Source organism: Kitasatospora sp. NPDC101176 (assembly GCF_044768035.1).
Classification (GTDB): Bacteria; Actinomycetota; Actinomycetes; order Streptomycetales; family Streptomycetaceae; genus Kitasatospora.
Window position 1 is genome coordinate 60460 of record NZ_JBIWPA010000033.1, and the last position, 15814, is coordinate 76273.

Below are 15814 nucleotides of genomic sequence, written 5' to 3' on the forward strand. Positions count from 1 at the left end.
CGCGGATGGACCGCAGCCGGACTACGCCGATGCGGTGGGGGCGGCGGCGACGGCCCCGTGCCGTTCCCCGGCCCGGCGGCGCGCGGGCACTCCCCCGCGCAGCCGCTGGCTGATCACCTGCGAGATGCCGTCGCCCTTCATGGTCACGCCGTAGAGGGCGTCCGCCGACTCCATGGTGAGCTTCTGGTGGGTGATCACGATCAGCTGGGAGGACTCCCGCAGCTCCTCCATGATCCCGACGAGCCGGCGCAGGTTGGTCTCGTCCAGCGCCGCCTCCACCTCGTCCATCACGTAGAACGGGCTGGGCCGCGCCTTGAAGATCGACACCAGCAGCGCCACCGCGGTGAGCGAGCGCTCACCGCCGGAGAGCAGTGACAGCCGCTTGACCTTCTTGCCCGGCGGGCGGGCCTCGACCTCGACGCCGGTGGTGAGCATGTCGTCGGGGTCGGTCAGCACCAGCCGCCCCTCGCCGCCGGGGAACAGCCGGGCGAAGACGCCCTCGAACTGTGCCGCGGTGTCGTGGTAGGCCGAGGTGAACAGCTGTTCGACCCGATCGTCGACCTCCCGGACGATGTCCAGCAGGTCGCGCCGGCTGCGCTTGAGGTCGTCCAGCTGCTCGCCGAGGAAGCGGTGGCGCTCCTCCAGCGCCGTGAACTCCTCCAGCGCCAGCGGGTTGACCTTGCCGAGCTGCTGGTAGGCCTTCTCGGCGGCCCTCAGTCGCTTCTCCTGCTCGGCCCGGTCGTACGGGCGCGGCGCGCCGGGCTCCCCGCCGTCCCCGCCGTCCCGGCCCTCCTCGGCGGCGTCCGCGGCGGACGGCGGCACCGGCTGGTCCGGGCCGTACGAGGCGAGCAGCTCACCGCCGTCGATGCCGAACTCCTCCAGCGCACGGGCCTCCAGCTGCTCGATCCGCAGCCGCTTCTCGGCCCGCAGCACCTCGTCGCGGTGGCCGGCGTCGACCAGCTTGTCCAGTTCCTCCTTGAGGCCGCGGCCCTGTTCCCGGTGCGCGCGCAGTTCGCTCTCGCGCTCGGCGCGCTCCTGTTCGACGGCCGCCCGCCCGGCGTCCGCGCGGGTCAGCGACACCTCCAGGCAGGCCAGCAGCTGCCGGGCGCCCGCCGCGACGGCGTTCGCCACGCCCGCGTCGTGCTCGGCGCGCCGGAGGCGCTCGGCGGCCCGGTCCCGCGCCTCGCGCTCGGCTCGGGCGGCCCGGTCCAGCTGGTCCGCCCGGCCGGCGAGCGCGCGGACCCGCTCCTCGTGGGTGCGCACCGCGAGCCTGGCCTCCAGTTCGGTCTGCCGGGCCGCGGAGGCGCCGTCGGCCAGCCGCTGCTGCTCGGCCCGGTCCGGCTCCTCCTCCCCGGCCTCCGCCGTGCCTTCCGCCGCGGCCAGGCGTTCGGCCGACTCCTCGGCGGCGGACAGCAGTTCGGCGAGGCCCCGGTCGGCCCGCGCGGCGGCGGCCGAGAGCCGCTCGGCCTCACCGGCGGCGGCCCGGGCCTGACCGCCGAGGCGGCCCAGCGCACCGGCGACCCGGGCGCGTTCCCGCTCAGCCTGACGCCGCCGTTCCGCGAGCTGCTCGACGACCGCGACCGACTCCCGGCGCAGTTCGGTGAGTTCGGCCAGGCGGGCGGCCGACTCGGCGCAGCGGGCGGCCAGTTCGTCGATCGCCCGGGCGGTCTCGTCCACCGCGGCCCGGGTCTCCAGCAGGCTTGGCGCACCACCCGATCCGCCGTGCGCGTGGCCGCTGCCGAGCCGGTCGCCGTCGGCGGTGACGGCGGTCAGCCCGGGGTGGTCGGTGACCAGTCGCAGCGCCGCGTCGAGGGTGTCGACGACCGCCACGCCGGCCAGCAGGCTCCGGACGGCGCCCGTCAGGTCGGCCGGGCCCTCGAGGAGTTCCGCCGCCCAGCGGGCCCCGGCGGGCGGCTCGACCGGTGCGGCCCCGGGCTCGGGTGCGCCGGCGATCAGCAGGGCGGCCCGGCCGGCGTCCTCGGCGCGCAGCAGCCGCAGCGCCGCGGCGGCGGTGCCGGGCGAGTCGACGGCCACCGCGTCGGCCGCCGCCCCGAGCGCCGCCGCGACGGGCACCTCGTGGCCGGGGGCGATCCGCAGCAGCCCGGCCGCCGGGCCGAGCAGCCCGGCCAGCCGGTCCCCCGCGTCGAGCAGCGCGCCGGTACCGTCCTTGCGGCGCAGCCCGAGCGAGAGCGCCTCGTGCCGGGCGGTGAGCGCGGCGCGTTCGCGCTCGGCGGCGGCGGCCGTTTCCCGGGCGGCGGCGAGGTCGTGTTCGACGGCGGCGAGCCGGTCCCGGGCCTGCCGGTGGGCGTCCTCGACCCGGTCGTCCTCGCCCGCCGACCCGTCCACCTGCTGCTGGAGTTCGTCGAGTTCGGCCCGGGCGGCCGCGGCGCGCAGCAGCGCCTCGTCCCTGGCCTCGGCGAGCCGGCCGGTCTCGGCCTCGGCGGAGGCGGCCCGGGAGCGGGCGGCCGCGGCCTGGCCCTGCAGCCGGGCCAGGCCCTCGCGGCGGTCCGCGATGGCCCGGGCGGCGTCCCGCAGCCGGCGTTCCTCGGCGGCCAGGGCGCGTTCCAGCTCCCCCTTGTGCTCGACCGCCTCGGCGAGCGCGTACTGCGCCTCCTCCAGGGCCTCGGCGAGCGCGGCCTCCTCCTCGCGGACCCGTTCGGCCTCCCGTTCCAGCTCCTCCGGGTCGCGCCCGCGCCGTTCCTCGGTCCGCCCGCCGGCGGCGGCGTGCCGGGCCCGGGCCTCGGCCAGGCCGACGGTGCCGCGGGTGCGCTCGGCGAGCGCGGACAGCCGGTACCAGGTCTGCCGGGCGGCCTCCAGGCCCGGTCCGAGCTGTTGGACCTGCGCCTCCAGGACGGCCTCGCGCTGCACCGCCCGGGCGAGTTCCTGCTCGACGGTGGTGCGGCGCAGCCGCAGCGCCAGTTCGTCGGCGATCTCGGCCTCGACGGCCCGGCGGAGGGTGAGCAGGTCGTCGGCGAGCAGTCGCAGCCGGGCGTCGCGCAGGTCGGCCTGGATGCCGGCGGCGCGGCGGGCGATCCTGGCCTGCCGGCCGAGCGGCCCGAGCTGGCGGCGCAGTTCGGCCACCAGGTCCTGGACGCGGTTGAGGTTGGCCTGCATCGCGTCCAGCTTCCGCAGCGCCTTCTCCTTGCGCTTGCGGTGCTTGAGGACGCCGGCCGCCTCCTCGATGAAGGCGCGGCGGCCCATCGGGTCGGCGTGCAGGACGGAGTCGAGCTGGCCCTGGCCGACGATCACGTGCATCTCGCGGCCGATGCCGGAGTCGGAGAGCAGCTCCTGGATGTCCAGCAGTCGGCAGGTCTCGCCGTTGAGGGCGTACTCGCTGCCGCCGTTGCGGAACATGGTCCGGGTGATGGTCACCTCGGCGTACTCGATCGGCAGGGCGCCGTCGGTGTTGTCGATGGTGAGGCTGACCTCGGCCCGGCCGAGCGGGGCGCGCCCGCTGGTCCCGGCGAAGATGACGTCCTCCATCTTGCCGCCGCGCAGCGACTTGGCGCCCTGTTCCCCCATCACCCAGGACAGCGCGTCGACCACGTTCGACTTGCCGGAGCCGTTCGGGCCCACGACGCAGGTGATGCCGGGCTCGAAGCGCAGGGTGGTGCTGGAGGCGAAGGACTTGAACCCGCGCAGCGTCAGACTCTTCAGGTGCACGCGGCCGGTCTCCTCATCGCTCGCGGGGGCCCAGCGGCGACTGTAACCCCGGCGGGCGGTGCGCCCCGGGCCCGGACACGACGAAGGGACGCCACAACCGGGCGTCCCTTGCATGCAGCGTCCCTTTCGGGGCGGCTCAGTGCACAGCGGCGTCGATCTGCGAGGACCGTGCGGGACTCAGGTGAGAGCCGGCTCCCGCTGATCCAGATCGATGCTGTTGAGCAGCGAGTGCTCGTCAGCGACAGCGGTGAGAGCGTCGTTCTCAGCCTGCATCCGAAGGAGCTCGGACTCCAGGTCCTGGACGCGCTGCTGAAGCCGTCGCATCTCGGAGAGCATTCGCGGGTCGGGGCCGCCGACGTACCCGAGAAGCGCCTTTGCCATGATGAATGGTCCTCCACGCTGAGTGACCGAACCGGAACGGTATGGGTCTAGGGGGAAGGGGGACGCACGCGCGGCGCGCCACCGGCAGTGCTGGCTGGACACCACGGCACAACCGTCGTGAGCTGGGCTCACGAGGGCATGCGCCTACCGGATAAACGCGGTCGTGTGCGCGGGCTTCAAGCGTCTCACCAAAGACGGAAAGGGTCAACACGATCACCGCACGCTACCGCGCCCCTGTCACCTGCCTGGCGGTGTCGTCACGCCTAGGGGGGCTCGGGCCGGGTCCACCACGTGCTCGTGGATCATCGTTCGATGCGGAGTCAACCACGAGTCTGCCCGAATGGCAACCGTATGACACCGGCAGTTGCGGATCATTTCCGGGCGGCCCCCGCGGGGCCCGGCTCAGCGGATCTCGAAGCCCTCGTAACCGGTGCCGACGGCCGTCCAGATCTCGGTGACACCGCTGACGCTCCCGGGCGTGTCGGGGCCGCGGAGCAGGGCGAGCAGCAGTTCGCAGTCGGTGGCCAGGCCCTCGGCGACCACCTGGACCCGGCCGTCGCCGAGGTTGCTCGCGTAGCCGGTCAGCCCGACCTCCAGCGCCCGCGCCCTGGTCCACCAGCGGAAGCCGACCTCCTGGACCTTCCCCCGGACCCAGGCGGTCACCCGGACCGGTTCATCACTGTGGGCGTCACGACCGTGCATGCCCCGACCCTAACCCGGGGCGGTCGCCGTGGCCCGGGCGGTCGCCGCGGCCGACCCGGACGCGCCACGGCCCCGCCGGGGAGCCGGCGGGACCGCGGGGACGGGGCGTCAGGGGCAACGGTCAGCGCGTCACCAGTCGCCGCCGCCGAAGTCGCCCCCGCCACCGAAGTCGCCCCCGCCGAAGCCGCTCCCGCTGTCGCTGAAGCCGCCGCTGAAGTCCGAGGCGTTGAAGTCGGCGCCGGTGTAGTCGCCGCCCTCGTACTGGTCCTGGTAACCGTGGCCGCCCATCGGGGCCGCGGCGTAGGCCGGGGAGCTGATCATCGAGCCGAGCGCGGTGCCGACCAGCAGGCCCGGCAGCAGGCCGCCGCCGAAGCCCCCGAAGTAGCCGCCCGCCCAGGGGCCGTACGCCGGGCCGGCGTTCCAGTACGGCTGGGGGCCGTGGTCGGTGTCGACGGTGCGGACGACCGGGTCGAGGCCGGCGGCCAGCCGGTCGGCGTCGGCCTGGCAGACCGGGACGGTGCGGGCGGCGCCGCCGGCCGGGGCCCAGTCGACGTCCTTGACGGACGGGCCGTGGCGCGGGTCCATGAAGCACGGCGGGCGGCGCTCGGGCAGCGGGCGGGCGTCCCGCCGGGCGGCCAGGGTGGCGAGGGCGAACCGGCCGTCCTCCAGCGCCTCGGTGACCGGCCTGACGTCGTCGGGCCGCTTGGCCTCGTCCATCAGGCGCTTGGCCTTCTCGTACGAGTCCAGGGCGTGGGTGTAGTCGGCGCGCTGGGTGTCGTCGGCGTCGGCCGCGCCCGGGCTGAAGTCCAGGCGGTCCAGCTCCTCGCCGAAGGCGGTGATGTCCTCGTCGACGACCCGGCGGAGCTGCTCCAGCTCGGCGCGGGCCTGCTCCTCCTTGCGCTTCTTGGCACGGCGGAAGAGGAGGAAGACACCGGCGCCGGCGAGGGCGAGCAGCGCGACCGGGATGACGACCCAGGCGATCGAGGTGCTGCTGTCGACCCCGCTGCCCTTGGCCTGCGGGGCGGCGGTGTCGACGAAGTCGTTCAGGGTGGCGTCGATGTCGCCGCCGTGGGAGCGGAAGGCCGCGCCGGCGATCCGCTCGGCGCTGCCGTTCGCCATCGCGCCGCGGTCCGCGTGGGCGGCGAACTGGTCGCCGCGCCAGATCGCGTAGGCGCCGTCGATGCCGACCTTGGTGCGCAGGTCCTTGAAGACGGTCTGGGCGCCGTAGGCCTGGCTGGCCGGGACGACCGCGACGAAGATCGGCTTGTCGGCCTTCTTGATCTTCTCGGTCAGGGCGTCCGCCTGGCTCTGGCTGAAGCGGCCGGTCATCGCCGGGTCGACGTAGACCTTGCCCTGCTTCAGGGTGGAGGCGGCGTCGTCCAGCCCGCCGGCGGCCGAGGCCGCCGGAGCCAGCAGGAGCAACAGCCCGAGCAGCGCCGCCACCAGGGCAAGCGGCCCGGCGCCCCGGGAACGTCGTGCAAGGGTTCTCATGTCCCCGACGCTACCGTGACCGGCGCCGGAGGACGGCATACCCTTCGCATACTGGTGACTGCGGGGTTCCCCGCCGACCGCCGGGGCCGTGCCCCTCCTCGGGGATGATGTTTCCCCCACTCGCCCCTGACGCCGGTGGCCTGCGGGAACCGCGGCGGGCGCCCGGTCGTACGTCCCGGCGGGCCGGGGGTTCCGGGGGCGTGCCGACCGTACCGCGCGGGCGGGCATAGTGGACCCGGACCGCTGGTCCCATGACCCGTTCTTGACCCATCTCCCGATCGGAGCACCCGGTGATCATCGGCCTCGTCACCGCCGTGGCGGCATCCGCCTGCTACGGCACCGGCTCGGTCCTGCAGGCCGTCGGATCCCGCCGTTCCGCCCGCGAGGAGGCCGCCAAGGGCGCCACCACCGGTACCACCGAGCACGGCGGTCCGAGCCTCTCCTCGACCGCGAAGGCCGCCGTCACCTGGGAGTTCATCCTCGGCACGGTGCTGGACTTCATCGGCTTCGGGCTTGGCGCGCTGGCCGCCCGGCTGCTGCCGCTCTTCCTCTCCCAGACCATCATCAGCGCCAACCTGGTGATCACCGCGGTGCTGAGCATCAAGCTGCTCGGCATCCGGCTCAAGCAACTGGAGTGGGCGTCGATCGGCGTGCTGTGCTCGGCGCTGGTGCTGCTGGCGGTCTCGGCCGGCCCGGAGGGCGGCCACCACGCGGCGATGTCCTTCCACTGGTGGCTGCTGCTGATCACCACCGTGCTGCTGGTCGGCGGCAGCCTGCTGGTGCGCCGGATGGGCGCCAAGGGCGCGATCGTCGCCGGTCTGCTCTCCGGCCTTGGCTTCGGCGCGCTCGGCGTCGGCGTGCGCATCCTGAACGGCGTCGACCCGTTCGACCTCGCCTCGCTGCTCTCCGACCCCGCGCTGTACGCGATCCTGATCGGCGGCATCGGCGGCATGTACGTGCACACGGTGGCGCTGCAGATCGGCTCGGTGAACGGTGCCACGGCCGCGCTGGTGGTCGGCGAGACGGTGCTGCCCGGCGCGGTCGGGGTGATCTGGCTCGGCGACTCCTCCAAGCCCGGCCTGGGCTGGCTCGGCGTGGTCGGCTTCCTGCTGGCGGTGGTCTCCGCGGTCGGCGTCGCCTACTTCGGCCAGGACACCCACGGCGCACCGGACGAACCGGCCGAGGACCGGCCGGCCCTCGCCGAGCACTGACGGCGCTGACGGGCACCGACGGGCGCGCGGCCCGCGGATCCGGTCCGCACCGGGTCCGCACCGGGTCCGCGGGCCGCGCCCGGAGCCTCAGCCCCCGCTGCGGACCCGCGGCACCCGCTGGCAGCGGGGGCAGAAGTAGCTGGACCGGTTCATCCAGGCGGCCCGCCGCATCGGGGTGCCGCAGCGGCGGCACGGTTCGTCCTCGCGGCCGTAGGCGTCGAGGTCCCGGGAGAAGTAGCCGCTCTCGCCGTTCACGTTGACGTACAGGCTGTCGAAGCTGGTGCCGCCGACGGCGAGCGCCGCCGTCATCACCGCGCGGGCGTTGGCCAGCAGTTCGGCGGCCTGCGCCCGGGTGAGCGTCGCGGTCGGGCGGTCGTAGTGCAGCCGGGAGCGCCAGAGCGCCTCGTCGGCGTAGATGTTGCCGACCCCGCTGATCAGCGTCTGGTCGAGCAGCGCCCGCTTCACGGTGGTGCGCCTGGCCCGCAGCGCGGCCAGGAAGACGGCGTCGTCGAAGCGCGCGTCCAGCGGGTCGCGGGCGATGTGCGCGATGGAGAGCGGGGTGCCCTCCGGGTCCCCCTCCTCGGCCTCCTCGACGGCGAGGCCGCCGAAGGTCCGCTGGTCGACGAAGCGCAGCTCGCGCCCGCCGTCGGTGAACCGCAGCCGCACCCGCAGGTGCGTCTCGTCGGGCACCGAGGGCTCCTGGACGAGGAGTTGGCCGCTCATCCCGAGGTGGCCGATCAGCGAGAAGCCGGTGCCGGTGCCGCCCAGCGGCAGCCACAGGTACTTGCCGCGGCGCTGCGCGGCGCCGAGGACGGTGCCGGTCAGCCGGGCGGCGAAGTCGGCCGCGCCGGCGGGCTGTCGGCGCACCGCGCGCGGGTGCAGCACCTGGACGTCGGCGACGGTGCGCCCGGCGACCCAGTTCGCCAGACCGCGGCGGACGACTTCGACCTCGGGGAGTTCGGGCACGGGAACAGGCCTCCTGCGGCAGACGACGGCAGGAGGAAGGCTACTGCGGACTCACGCGCCGGCGGGCAGCCGGTCGGCGTACTTCTCCTTGATCGCGCGCCAGGCGCTCTCGGCGGCCTTCTGCTCGGCTTCCTTCTTCGAGCGGCCGACGCCGCTGCCGAAGTCCTCGCCGGCGACCCGGGCCGCGGCGGTGAAGGTCTTCTCGTGGTCCGGTCCGGACTCCATGACCACGTACTCGGGCACTCCGATGCCCACCGAGGCGGTGAGCTCCTGGAGGCTGGTCTTCCAGTCCAGGCCCGCGCCCAGCTGGGAGGACTCCTCGATCAGCGGGTCGAACAGGCGGTGGACGAACTCGGTGGCGGCGTCCAGCCCCTGGTCCAGGTAGACGGCGCCGATCACGGCCTCGACGGTGTCGGCGAGGATCGACGACTTGTCGCGGCCGCCGGTGCCCTCCTCGCCCTTGCCGAGCCGGATGAACGCACCGAGGTCGAGGCCCCGGCCGACGTCCGCGAGCGCGCGGGAGTTGACCACCGCGGCGCGGAGCTTGGCGAGCGTGCCCTCGGGGACGTCCGGGTGGACGCGGTAGAGGGTGTCGGTCACCACCAGGCCCAGCACCGAGTCGCCGAGGAACTCGAGGCGCTCGTTGGTGGGCAGGCCACCGTTCTCGTACGCGTACGAGCGGTGGGTCAGGGCGCGTACCAGAAGGGCGCGCTCGAGCGTGTACCCGAGGCGCCCTTCCAGGACGTCGTATTCGGTCGAAGCCGGCCCGCCGGCCCTGCCACCGCTCGAAGAGGAACCCTTCGGGGCGGTGGACGCCTTGCGGGTGGAGTTACCGTCCGACATCGATCCGTGCACCCCGCCGATCAGACCGAGAGGACCTGGCGACGGTTGTACGTGCCGCAGCTCGGGCACGCGATGTGGCCGAGCTTCGGCTCGTGGCAGCGGTCGCACGCCACGAGGGCCGGAACGACGGCCTTCCAGTTGGACCGGCGGTGGCGCGTGTTGCTGCGCGACATCTTCCGCTTCGGAACAGCCACGGCTACTTCTCCTGGTTCTCGGCGAGACCCTCACGGGTGTCGCTGTTCTTGATCCCGTCACCCTCGTCGCCGGGGGCGGCGGAGAGTCCCTGCAGAGCCGCCCACCTGGGGTCGGCGGCGTCGTGGTGGTGGGCCGGGTCGTCGCTCAGGCGCGCTCCGCACTCGGAGCACAGGCCCAGGCAGTCTTCCTGGCACACCGGCTGCAGCGGCAGTGCGAGCACCACCGCGTCACGCAGCACCGGCTGGAGGTCGAAGAAGTCGCCCTCCAGACGGTAAGTCTCTTCTTCCGAGTCCTCGTCGAGGTCCTCGGCCCCGGCGGTCCGGGCGCGGTGGCGCTCGTCGGACTCCGGGTAGTAGTACAGCTCCTGGAAGTCCACGTCGATGTCGTCGTCGACGGGCTCCAGGCACCGGACGCATTCGCCCTCGACGTGGGCCTCGGCGGTGCCGGTCACCAGCACGCCCTCGACCACCGACTCCAGGCGGAGCTCCAGCCGGATCTCGCTCTTCTCGGGGACTCCGATCACGTCGATGATGCCCAGGCCCTCGGGGGCCTCCAGGGTGCGGGACACCTTGCGCAGCGAGCCCGGGCGACGTCCCAGTTCGTGCGTGTCGAACACGAGGGGGTCGCGGTGGTCGAGGCGGTTCAAGGTGTCCTGACTTCCATGGGATTCATCGATTGCGGTGCCTACGCACCGACGGTGCGCGGGCAAGCCGAGAGTCCGACACGAGATGGCCGGAGTGGTCAGCCTACCGGAGTCTCCCGCCAGGCCCAACTTCGGTCCCGTCAGGGACGCCCGCCGGGCCCGGCCGGAACCGACTCAGCGGCCGCCCAGCTCCCGGAGCCGGGTCATGTCGATCATGCTGGTGTCGAAGAAGCTGGTCTCGTCCAGGCCCGGCTGCTGCTGCGGCACGGCCGACGGGGCGGCGGGCTGCTGCGGGTAGGCGTAGCCGTCGTACTGCTGGGCGCCGTACCCCTGTTGCTGCTGGGGATAGCCGTAGTCGCCGTGCTGCTGGTTCTGGTAGTCCGGCTGCTGCTGGTAGCCGCCCGCGGCGCCCTGCTGCGGGTGCCCCCACTGGGTGCCGTACGGGTCGCCCTGGCCGGCCGGGTCGAAGCCGCCGCCGTACACCTCGGCGTACTGCCCGCCCTGCTGCTGCGCGGCGGCGTACTGGTCGGCGCCGGGGGCCTGCCAGCCGGCCGCGGCCGGGGTCTGCTCCGGCCAGGTCTGCTGCTGCGGCACGTCCTCGCGGTACCAGGCGATGTCGTCGCCCTCCGCCTCGGAGAAGCCCGCGGCGACGGCCTCGGCCCGCTCCTTGGCCTGCTGGGCCTCGTCGGCGGCGGCCAGGTAAGCGCCGAGCTCGTCGATCGGCCGCTTGCCGAGCAGCTTGTCGCGGCCCTTGCCGACGGCCTCCAGGGTGGCGCTGAGGACGTTCTCCAGGGTGGCGAGCTTCACGTCGACGTACTCGTCGACCTCGGGGCTCGGGCTGATCCGCTGCGGCTGGAACTCCTCGCCGTCGCTCTCGCCGTCGAACTCCGTCTCGAAGACGCTGGAGTCGCCGCGCAGCTTGGTGCGGCCGCGGCCGACGGCGCCGAGCGTCTTGGTCAGCACGACCTCGAAGTTGGCCAGCTTGCTGTCCACGTAGTCGTCGGCCTCGACGCGCTTGGTCTCGACCTCGTTGCGGGCCTCCGCGAGGATCCGGTCGGCCTCGGCCTGCGCCCGGCGGACCACCTCGGTGTCGGAGATCAGCGAGCCGCGCTCGGCGTGCGCGCCCTGGATGATCCGGTCGGCCTCGGCCTGCGCGCCGGCGACCACCTGCTCGTGGTCGGCCATCACCGACTGGGCCTGGGCGAGTTCGGCGGGCAGCGCCGCCTTGAGGTCGTTGAGCAGGCCGATCAGCTCGGCCCGGTTCACCACGCAGGAGGCCGACATGGGCATCGAGCGGGCGCCCTCGACGGCCGCGACGATCTCGTCGACCTTGTTCTGCACGTCCACGGGGCTTCGTCTTTCCGTGTGCCGCCGACGGTCCGGCGGAGGCAGGCCCGGCGCGGTGGACCTCACCGCAGGGCAGGACTACAGACTGTACGGCCACCGCGCTGCGAGGACACAACGCCCGGGCGGAACCCGCCGCGGGAGGTGGAGGACAAGTCGTGACGAACCGGCAGAAACGGACGGTTCCTCCGATCCCGCCGGCCGCCCCGACCGCGACGGCCCTCCCGCGGCCCGTCCGCTACTGCTGTGCGCGGCGCTCCGCGATCCGCTCGACCAGTCGTCGGTGCACCGTCTCCGGCAGCAGGTGCGAGACGTCGCCGCCGTAGGAGGCGACCTCCTTGACCAGCGTCGAGGACAGGAAGCTGTACGTCGGCGAGGTCGGCACGAACAGGGTCTCCACCCCGGTCAGGCCGTGGTTCATCTGCGCCATCTGCAGCTCGTAGTCGAAGTCGCTGACCGCGCGCAGGCCCTTGATGATCGCGGGGATCCCGCGCTCGCGGCAGAAGTCCACCAGCAGGCCGTGGTGCGACTCGACCACCACGTTCCCGAACTGCGCGGTGACCTCCTCGATCAGGCCAATCCGCTCCTCGACGGTGAACATGCCCTGCTTGTTCCGGTTGATCAGGACCGCGACATGCACCACGTCGTACAGCTTCGAGGCCCGCTCGATGATGTCGAGGTGACCGTTGGTGATCGGGTCGAACGATCCGGGACAGACGGCGCGGCGCATGGCGTGTGTGCTCCCTCGTGGGGTGACGGCTGCTCGGCGGGCCTCGGCCCGCTACTCGTGCTGGCGGGCCTCGGCGGCGGCGCGACCGTACCAGAGCGTGCCCTCGCCGTAGCGGCGGGAGCGCAACACCTCGAAGCCCTCGGGCCAGCCGAACTCTCCGCCGCGGGTGCTGCGCTCCACGGTGACGAGTGCGTCCTCCGCGAGCCAGCCCCCGGCCAGGAGTGTGATCAGCATCTCGCGCAGCTCCTCGTCCGTCACGGCGTACGGAGGATCGAGGAACACCAGGTCGTACGGGGTCTCCGGGGCCGGGCCCTCGACCACCTTCTCCGCGCGGGCGGACCTCACCTCGGCGCCCGGCAGGCCGATCGTGCGGACGTTCTCCCGGATCACCCGGACCGCCTGGCCGTCCGCCTCGACCAGCAGGACGTGGTCGGCGCCGCGCGACAGCGCCTCCAGGCCGACCGCGCCGGATCCGCCGAACAGGTCGAGCATCCGGGCCCCGTGCAGGGTGCCCCGCAGCGCCTCCAGGGTGGAGAACATCGCCTCGCGGGCCTTGTCGGAGGTCGGGCGGGTGCCCCGGCCTGGCGGTACGGCCAGTCGGCGGCCACCGGCCGCCCCGGCGATCACGCGGGTCATGGTGGTGGGAGGTCCTTTCGTCGCTGCCCGACCACGCTATCCCGCCCCGGCCCGCGGGGCCCCACCGGTGGATCGGCGGGGCCCCGCGGGCCGGACCGGCGTCAGCTCGCCTCGGAGCCCGCCGACTGGGCCGGGACGGCCGCGCCGAGCAGCGCCGGCGAGGCGTAGCGGGACCAGGACAGGCAGCCGTCGGGCGGGCAGAACTCGGGGCGGCGCGGGTCGTGGCCGAGCTCGCGCAACTTGGTGCGGACGGAGTCGGGCGTGCGGCCGAAGCGGGCGGCGATCCGGGCGACGGTCTCGCCGTCGTGGAAGCGCCGGACCAGCTCCTCCTCGTGCTGCGGCACCCAGGGGGCGCCGTGGCCGGGGTACAGCTCGCGCAGCACGTCGCGGTCGGGGATGGGCTCGGAGACGTCGGCGACGATCGCCAGCGCCCGCAGCGCGCGGTTGAGCGCGATCCGCAGCGAGGCGACGTCCTCGACCGGCAGGCGGAGCTTGCCCGAGGCCAGCGGCTGGGCGGCCGCCCCCTCGCGCCAGCCGGTCAGGGTGAGGGTGACCTCGCGGTCGTCGTCGCTGGCGAGTTCGATCCGGAAGACCTTGTCACCGAGCGGGAGCTCGTTGAGATGACGGAATGCCATGGCAGGACCCCCAAGTGTCGCGCCAGGTACGCACCTTGAGGGTGCGTCCTGAACACCTTCATTCTCTCCCGGGGGTCTGACAATTCCGGGGCCGGCGGCGGCCGCTCAGCCCTTCTCCATGTAGGCCGCGCGGTCCTCGTCGAGCAGGCTCTCCAGCGCGGTGCGCAGCTCCGGGTGGGCGGTGAGGTCCGGGTCCTCGGCGACCAGCCGGGTGGCCTCCGTCCGGGCGGTCAGGATGACCTCCTCGTCCTCCAGCACCGAGAGCACCTTGAGCGAGGACTTCACCCCGGACTGCGCCTGGCCCAGCACGTCGCCCTCGCGGCGCTGTTCGAGGTCGATCCGGGACAGCTCGAAGCCGTCCAGGGTGCCGGCCACCGCGTCCAGCCGGGAGCGGGCGGCGCTGCCCGCGGGCATGTCGCTGACCAGCAGGCACAGGCCGGGCGCGCTGCCGCGGCCGACCCGGCCGCGCAGCTGGTGGAGCTGCGAGACGCCGAAGCGGTCGGCGTCCATGATGACCATCGCGGTGGAGTTGGGCACGTTGACGCCGACCTCGATGACGGTGGTGGCCACCAGGACGTCCACCTCGCCGGCCGCGAACCGGCGCATCACGTCGTCCTTGGCCTCCGGGGCGAGCCGGCCGTGCAGGATCTCCACCCGCAGGCCGCCGAGCGGGCCGGTGGCCAGCTTCCCGGCCGTCTCCACCACCGAGAGCGGGGGCCGCCGTTCGTCGCTCGCGGCCCCGGCGTCGGCGACCTCCTCGAAGTCCTCCTCGGCCGCCCTGCGCCGCTTCTTCGGTTCGGCGGCGGGCTCCTCGTCCCCGATCCGGGGGCAGACCACGTACGCCTGGTGGCCCTTGGCGACCTCCTCGCGGACGCGCTCCCAGGCCCGGGTGAGGAAGTTGGGCTTCTCCAGGGCGGGGACGACGTGGGTGGAGATCGGCGAGCGGCCGGCCGGCAGCTGGTCGAGGACGGAGGTCTCCAAGTCCCCGAAGACCGTCATCGCGACGGTGCGCGGGATCGGCGTGGCGGTCATCACCAGCAGGTGCGGCGGCTGGTCGCCCTTGGCGCGCAGCGCGTCCCGCTGCTCGACGCCGAAGCGGTGCTGCTCGTCGACCACGACCAGGCCGAGGTCCTGGAACTGGACCCTGTCCTCGATCAGCGCGTGGGTGCCGATGGCGATGCCGGCGTCGCCGCAGGCCATGTCGAGCAGCGCCTGGCGGCGGGCCGGGACGCCCATCGAGCCGGTCAGCAGCACCACCCGGGTGCCGAGGTCGGATCCGCCGAGCATGCCGCCCTCGGCGAGGTCGCCCATCATCTCGACGATCGAGCGGTGGTGCTGCTGGGCGAGCACCTCGGTGGGGGCGAGCAGGACGGCCTGGCCGCCCGCGTCGACCACGGCGAGCATGGCGCGCAGCGCGACCAGCGTCTTGCCGGAGCCGACCTCGCCCTGGAGCAGCCGGTGCATGGGGTGCTCGGTCGCCAGGTCGGCGGCGATCTCGGCGGACACCTTCTGCTGGCCCTCGGTGAGGGTGAAGGGCAGCCGGGCGTCGAAGGCGTCCAGCAGGCCGCCCTCGCGGGCCCGGCGCGGGACGGCGGGCAGCGCGGACTCGGCGGCCCGGCGCCGGGCCAGGGCGACCTGGAGCACGAAGGCCTCGTCCCAGCGCAGCCGGCTCTGGGCGCGCTCGCGGTCGGCCTGGCCGCGCGGGCGGTGGATCAGCTCCAGCGCCTCGGGCAGCGGGATCAGCTCGTGCCGCTCGCGCAGTTCGGCGGGCAGCGGCTCGCCGACGTCGGCGAGGTGCTTGGTGAGCGCCGTCTCGATGCAGATCGACAGCTTCCAGCTGGGCATCTGCGCGCTGGCGCCGTACACCGGGATGAGCCGGCCGGCGAACTGCTTCGCCGCGTCCGACCCGGCGTCCTCGTCGAGCAGCTGGTAGTCCGGGGAGACCAGCTGCCGGCTGCGGTTGAAGACGCCGACCTTGCCCGCGAACAGGCCCTGGGCGCCGGCCCTGAGCTCCTTCTGGCGCCAGCCCTGGTTGAAGAAGACCAGCGAGAGCCGGCTGCGGCCGTCGGTGACGACGACCTCCAGCCGGTCGCCCTTGCGCCCGCGGAACGGGATCAGGGTGACCTTCTCGATCCGGGCCAGCACGGTGACGTGCTCGTCGATCTCCAGCTCGTCCAGGCTGGTCAGCTGGCCGCGCTCGACGTAGCGGCGCGGGTAGTGGTGCAGCAGGTCCCCGACCGTGCGCAGCTTCAGGCTGTCGGCCAGCACCTTCGCGGTGCGGTCGCCGACGAGCTTGGTCAGTGGTTCATCGAGAGCGCCCATCAGGCCCTTGTTTACACCACGGGGCCGACAGTCCGGGCCTTCCGGCGGCCGA

General features: G+C 73.8%; 14 protein-coding genes. 1 reads left to right on the forward strand and 13 read right to left on the reverse strand.

Annotated features, from left to right (window positions below; translation table 11 throughout):
* Window positions 1-21: 21 nt before the first annotated feature.
* The 4 genes from smc to ACIRS1_RS31960 form a co-directional block, all read right to left on the reverse strand.
* Window positions 22-3663 carry a chromosome segregation protein SMC gene (gene smc / locus ACIRS1_RS31945; RefSeq protein ID WP_402845653.1) on the reverse strand — a complete coding sequence of 1214 codons (3642 nt, stop codon included), beginning with the start codon at window positions 3661-3663 and terminating at the stop codon, window positions 22-24.
* Window positions 3664-3840: 177 nt separating this feature from the next.
* A complete protein-coding gene (locus ACIRS1_RS31950; RefSeq protein WP_030243474.1) occupies window positions 3841-4044 on the reverse strand; it encodes a hypothetical protein in 204 nt (67 codons plus the stop codon).
* 402 nt (window positions 4045-4446) lie between these two features.
* Entirely contained in the window at window positions 4447-4746 is a 300-nt protein-coding gene (locus ACIRS1_RS31955; protein WP_360220916.1) for an acylphosphatase, read from the reverse strand.
* Window positions 4747-4875: 129 nt separating this feature from the next.
* Window positions 4876-6237 (reverse strand): hypothetical protein, encoded by a 1362-nt coding sequence (locus ACIRS1_RS31960; RefSeq protein ID WP_402845655.1) that lies wholly within the window; start codon window positions 6235-6237, stop codon window positions 4876-4878.
* Between the two features lie 290 nt (window positions 6238-6527).
* Between ACIRS1_RS31960 and ACIRS1_RS31965 the strand changes: the two genes are divergently transcribed.
* Complete coding sequence (locus ACIRS1_RS31965) at window positions 6528-7448, forward strand: hypothetical protein (protein ID WP_360220910.1); 921 nt, start codon at window positions 6528-6530, stop codon at window positions 7446-7448.
* A gap of 87 nt (window positions 7449-7535) precedes the next feature.
* Here the strand turns inward: ACIRS1_RS31965 and mutM are convergent, their stop codons facing one another.
* The 9 genes from mutM to recG form a co-directional block, all read right to left on the reverse strand.
* On the reverse strand, window positions 7536-8414 hold the full coding sequence (mutM, locus tag ACIRS1_RS31970) for a bifunctional DNA-formamidopyrimidine glycosylase/DNA-(apurinic or apyrimidinic site) lyase (protein ID WP_402845657.1): 879 nt from the start codon (window positions 8412-8414) through the stop codon (window positions 7536-7538).
* Window positions 8415-8465: 51 nt separating this feature from the next.
* Entirely contained in the window at window positions 8466-9257 is a 792-nt protein-coding gene (gene rnc, locus ACIRS1_RS31975; RefSeq protein WP_387906133.1) for a ribonuclease III, read from the reverse strand.
* 20 nt (window positions 9258-9277) lie between these two features.
* Window positions 9278-9451 (reverse strand): 50S ribosomal protein L32, encoded by a 174-nt coding sequence (rpmF, locus tag ACIRS1_RS31980; protein WP_030056747.1) that lies wholly within the window; start codon window positions 9449-9451, stop codon window positions 9278-9280.
* A gap of 2 nt (window positions 9452-9453) precedes the next feature.
* Complete coding sequence (locus tag ACIRS1_RS31985; RefSeq protein WP_402845658.1) at window positions 9454-10098, reverse strand: YceD family protein; 645 nt, start codon at window positions 10096-10098, stop codon at window positions 9454-9456.
* Between the two features lie 171 nt (window positions 10099-10269).
* Window positions 10270-11442, reverse strand: coding sequence for an ATP synthase F0 subunit B (locus ACIRS1_RS31990; protein ID WP_402845659.1), 1173 nt, complete (start codon window positions 11440-11442; stop codon window positions 10270-10272).
* A gap of 235 nt (window positions 11443-11677) precedes the next feature.
* Entirely contained in the window at window positions 11678-12169 is a 492-nt protein-coding gene (coaD, locus tag ACIRS1_RS31995; protein WP_360220895.1) for a pantetheine-phosphate adenylyltransferase, read from the reverse strand.
* Between the two features lie 51 nt (window positions 12170-12220).
* Window positions 12221-12805, reverse strand: coding sequence for a 16S rRNA (guanine(966)-N(2))-methyltransferase RsmD (rsmD, locus tag ACIRS1_RS32000; RefSeq protein ID WP_360220892.1), 585 nt, complete (start codon window positions 12803-12805; stop codon window positions 12221-12223).
* Window positions 12806-12906: 101 nt separating this feature from the next.
* Window positions 12907-13440: a hypothetical protein gene (locus tag ACIRS1_RS32005; protein WP_280686268.1), complete on the reverse strand. Its 534-nt coding sequence runs from the start codon at window positions 13438-13440 to the stop codon at window positions 12907-12909.
* Window positions 13441-13545: 105 nt separating this feature from the next.
* Entirely contained in the window at window positions 13546-15762 is a 2217-nt protein-coding gene (recG, locus tag ACIRS1_RS32010) for an ATP-dependent DNA helicase RecG (RefSeq protein WP_402845660.1), read from the reverse strand.
* Window positions 15763-15814: the final 52 nt, after the last annotated feature.

What these genes read in the sequence shown, in the direction of transcription:
- rsmD (WP_360220892.1), bottom strand. Translation starts at nt 12,805, where the DNA reads ATGACCCGCGTGATCGCCGGGGCGGCCGGTGGCCGCCGACTGGCCGTA.
- rnc (WP_387906133.1), bottom strand. Translation starts at nt 9,257, where the DNA reads ATGTCGGACGGTAACTCCACCCGCAAGGCGTCCACCGCCCCGAAGGGT.
- ACIRS1_RS31950 (WP_030243474.1), bottom strand. Translation starts at nt 4,044, where the DNA reads ATGGCAAAGGCGCTTCTCGGGTACGTCGGCGGCCCCGACCCGCGAATG.
- coaD (WP_360220895.1), bottom strand. Translation starts at nt 12,169, where the DNA reads ATGCGCCGCGCCGTCTGTCCCGGATCGTTCGACCCGATCACCAACGGT.
- ACIRS1_RS31960 (WP_402845655.1), bottom strand. Translation starts at nt 6,237, where the DNA reads ATGAGAACCCTTGCACGACGTTCCCGGGGCGCCGGGCCGCTTGCCCTG.
- ACIRS1_RS31955 (WP_360220916.1), bottom strand. Translation starts at nt 4,746, where the DNA reads ATGCACGGTCGTGACGCCCACAGTGATGAACCGGTCCGGGTGACCGCC.
- ACIRS1_RS32005 (WP_280686268.1), bottom strand. Translation starts at nt 13,440, where the DNA reads ATGGCATTCCGTCATCTCAACGAGCTCCCGCTCGGTGACAAGGTCTTC.
- recG (WP_402845660.1), bottom strand. Translation starts at nt 15,762, where the DNA reads ATGGGCGCTCTCGATGAACCACTGACCAAGCTCGTCGGCGACCGCACC.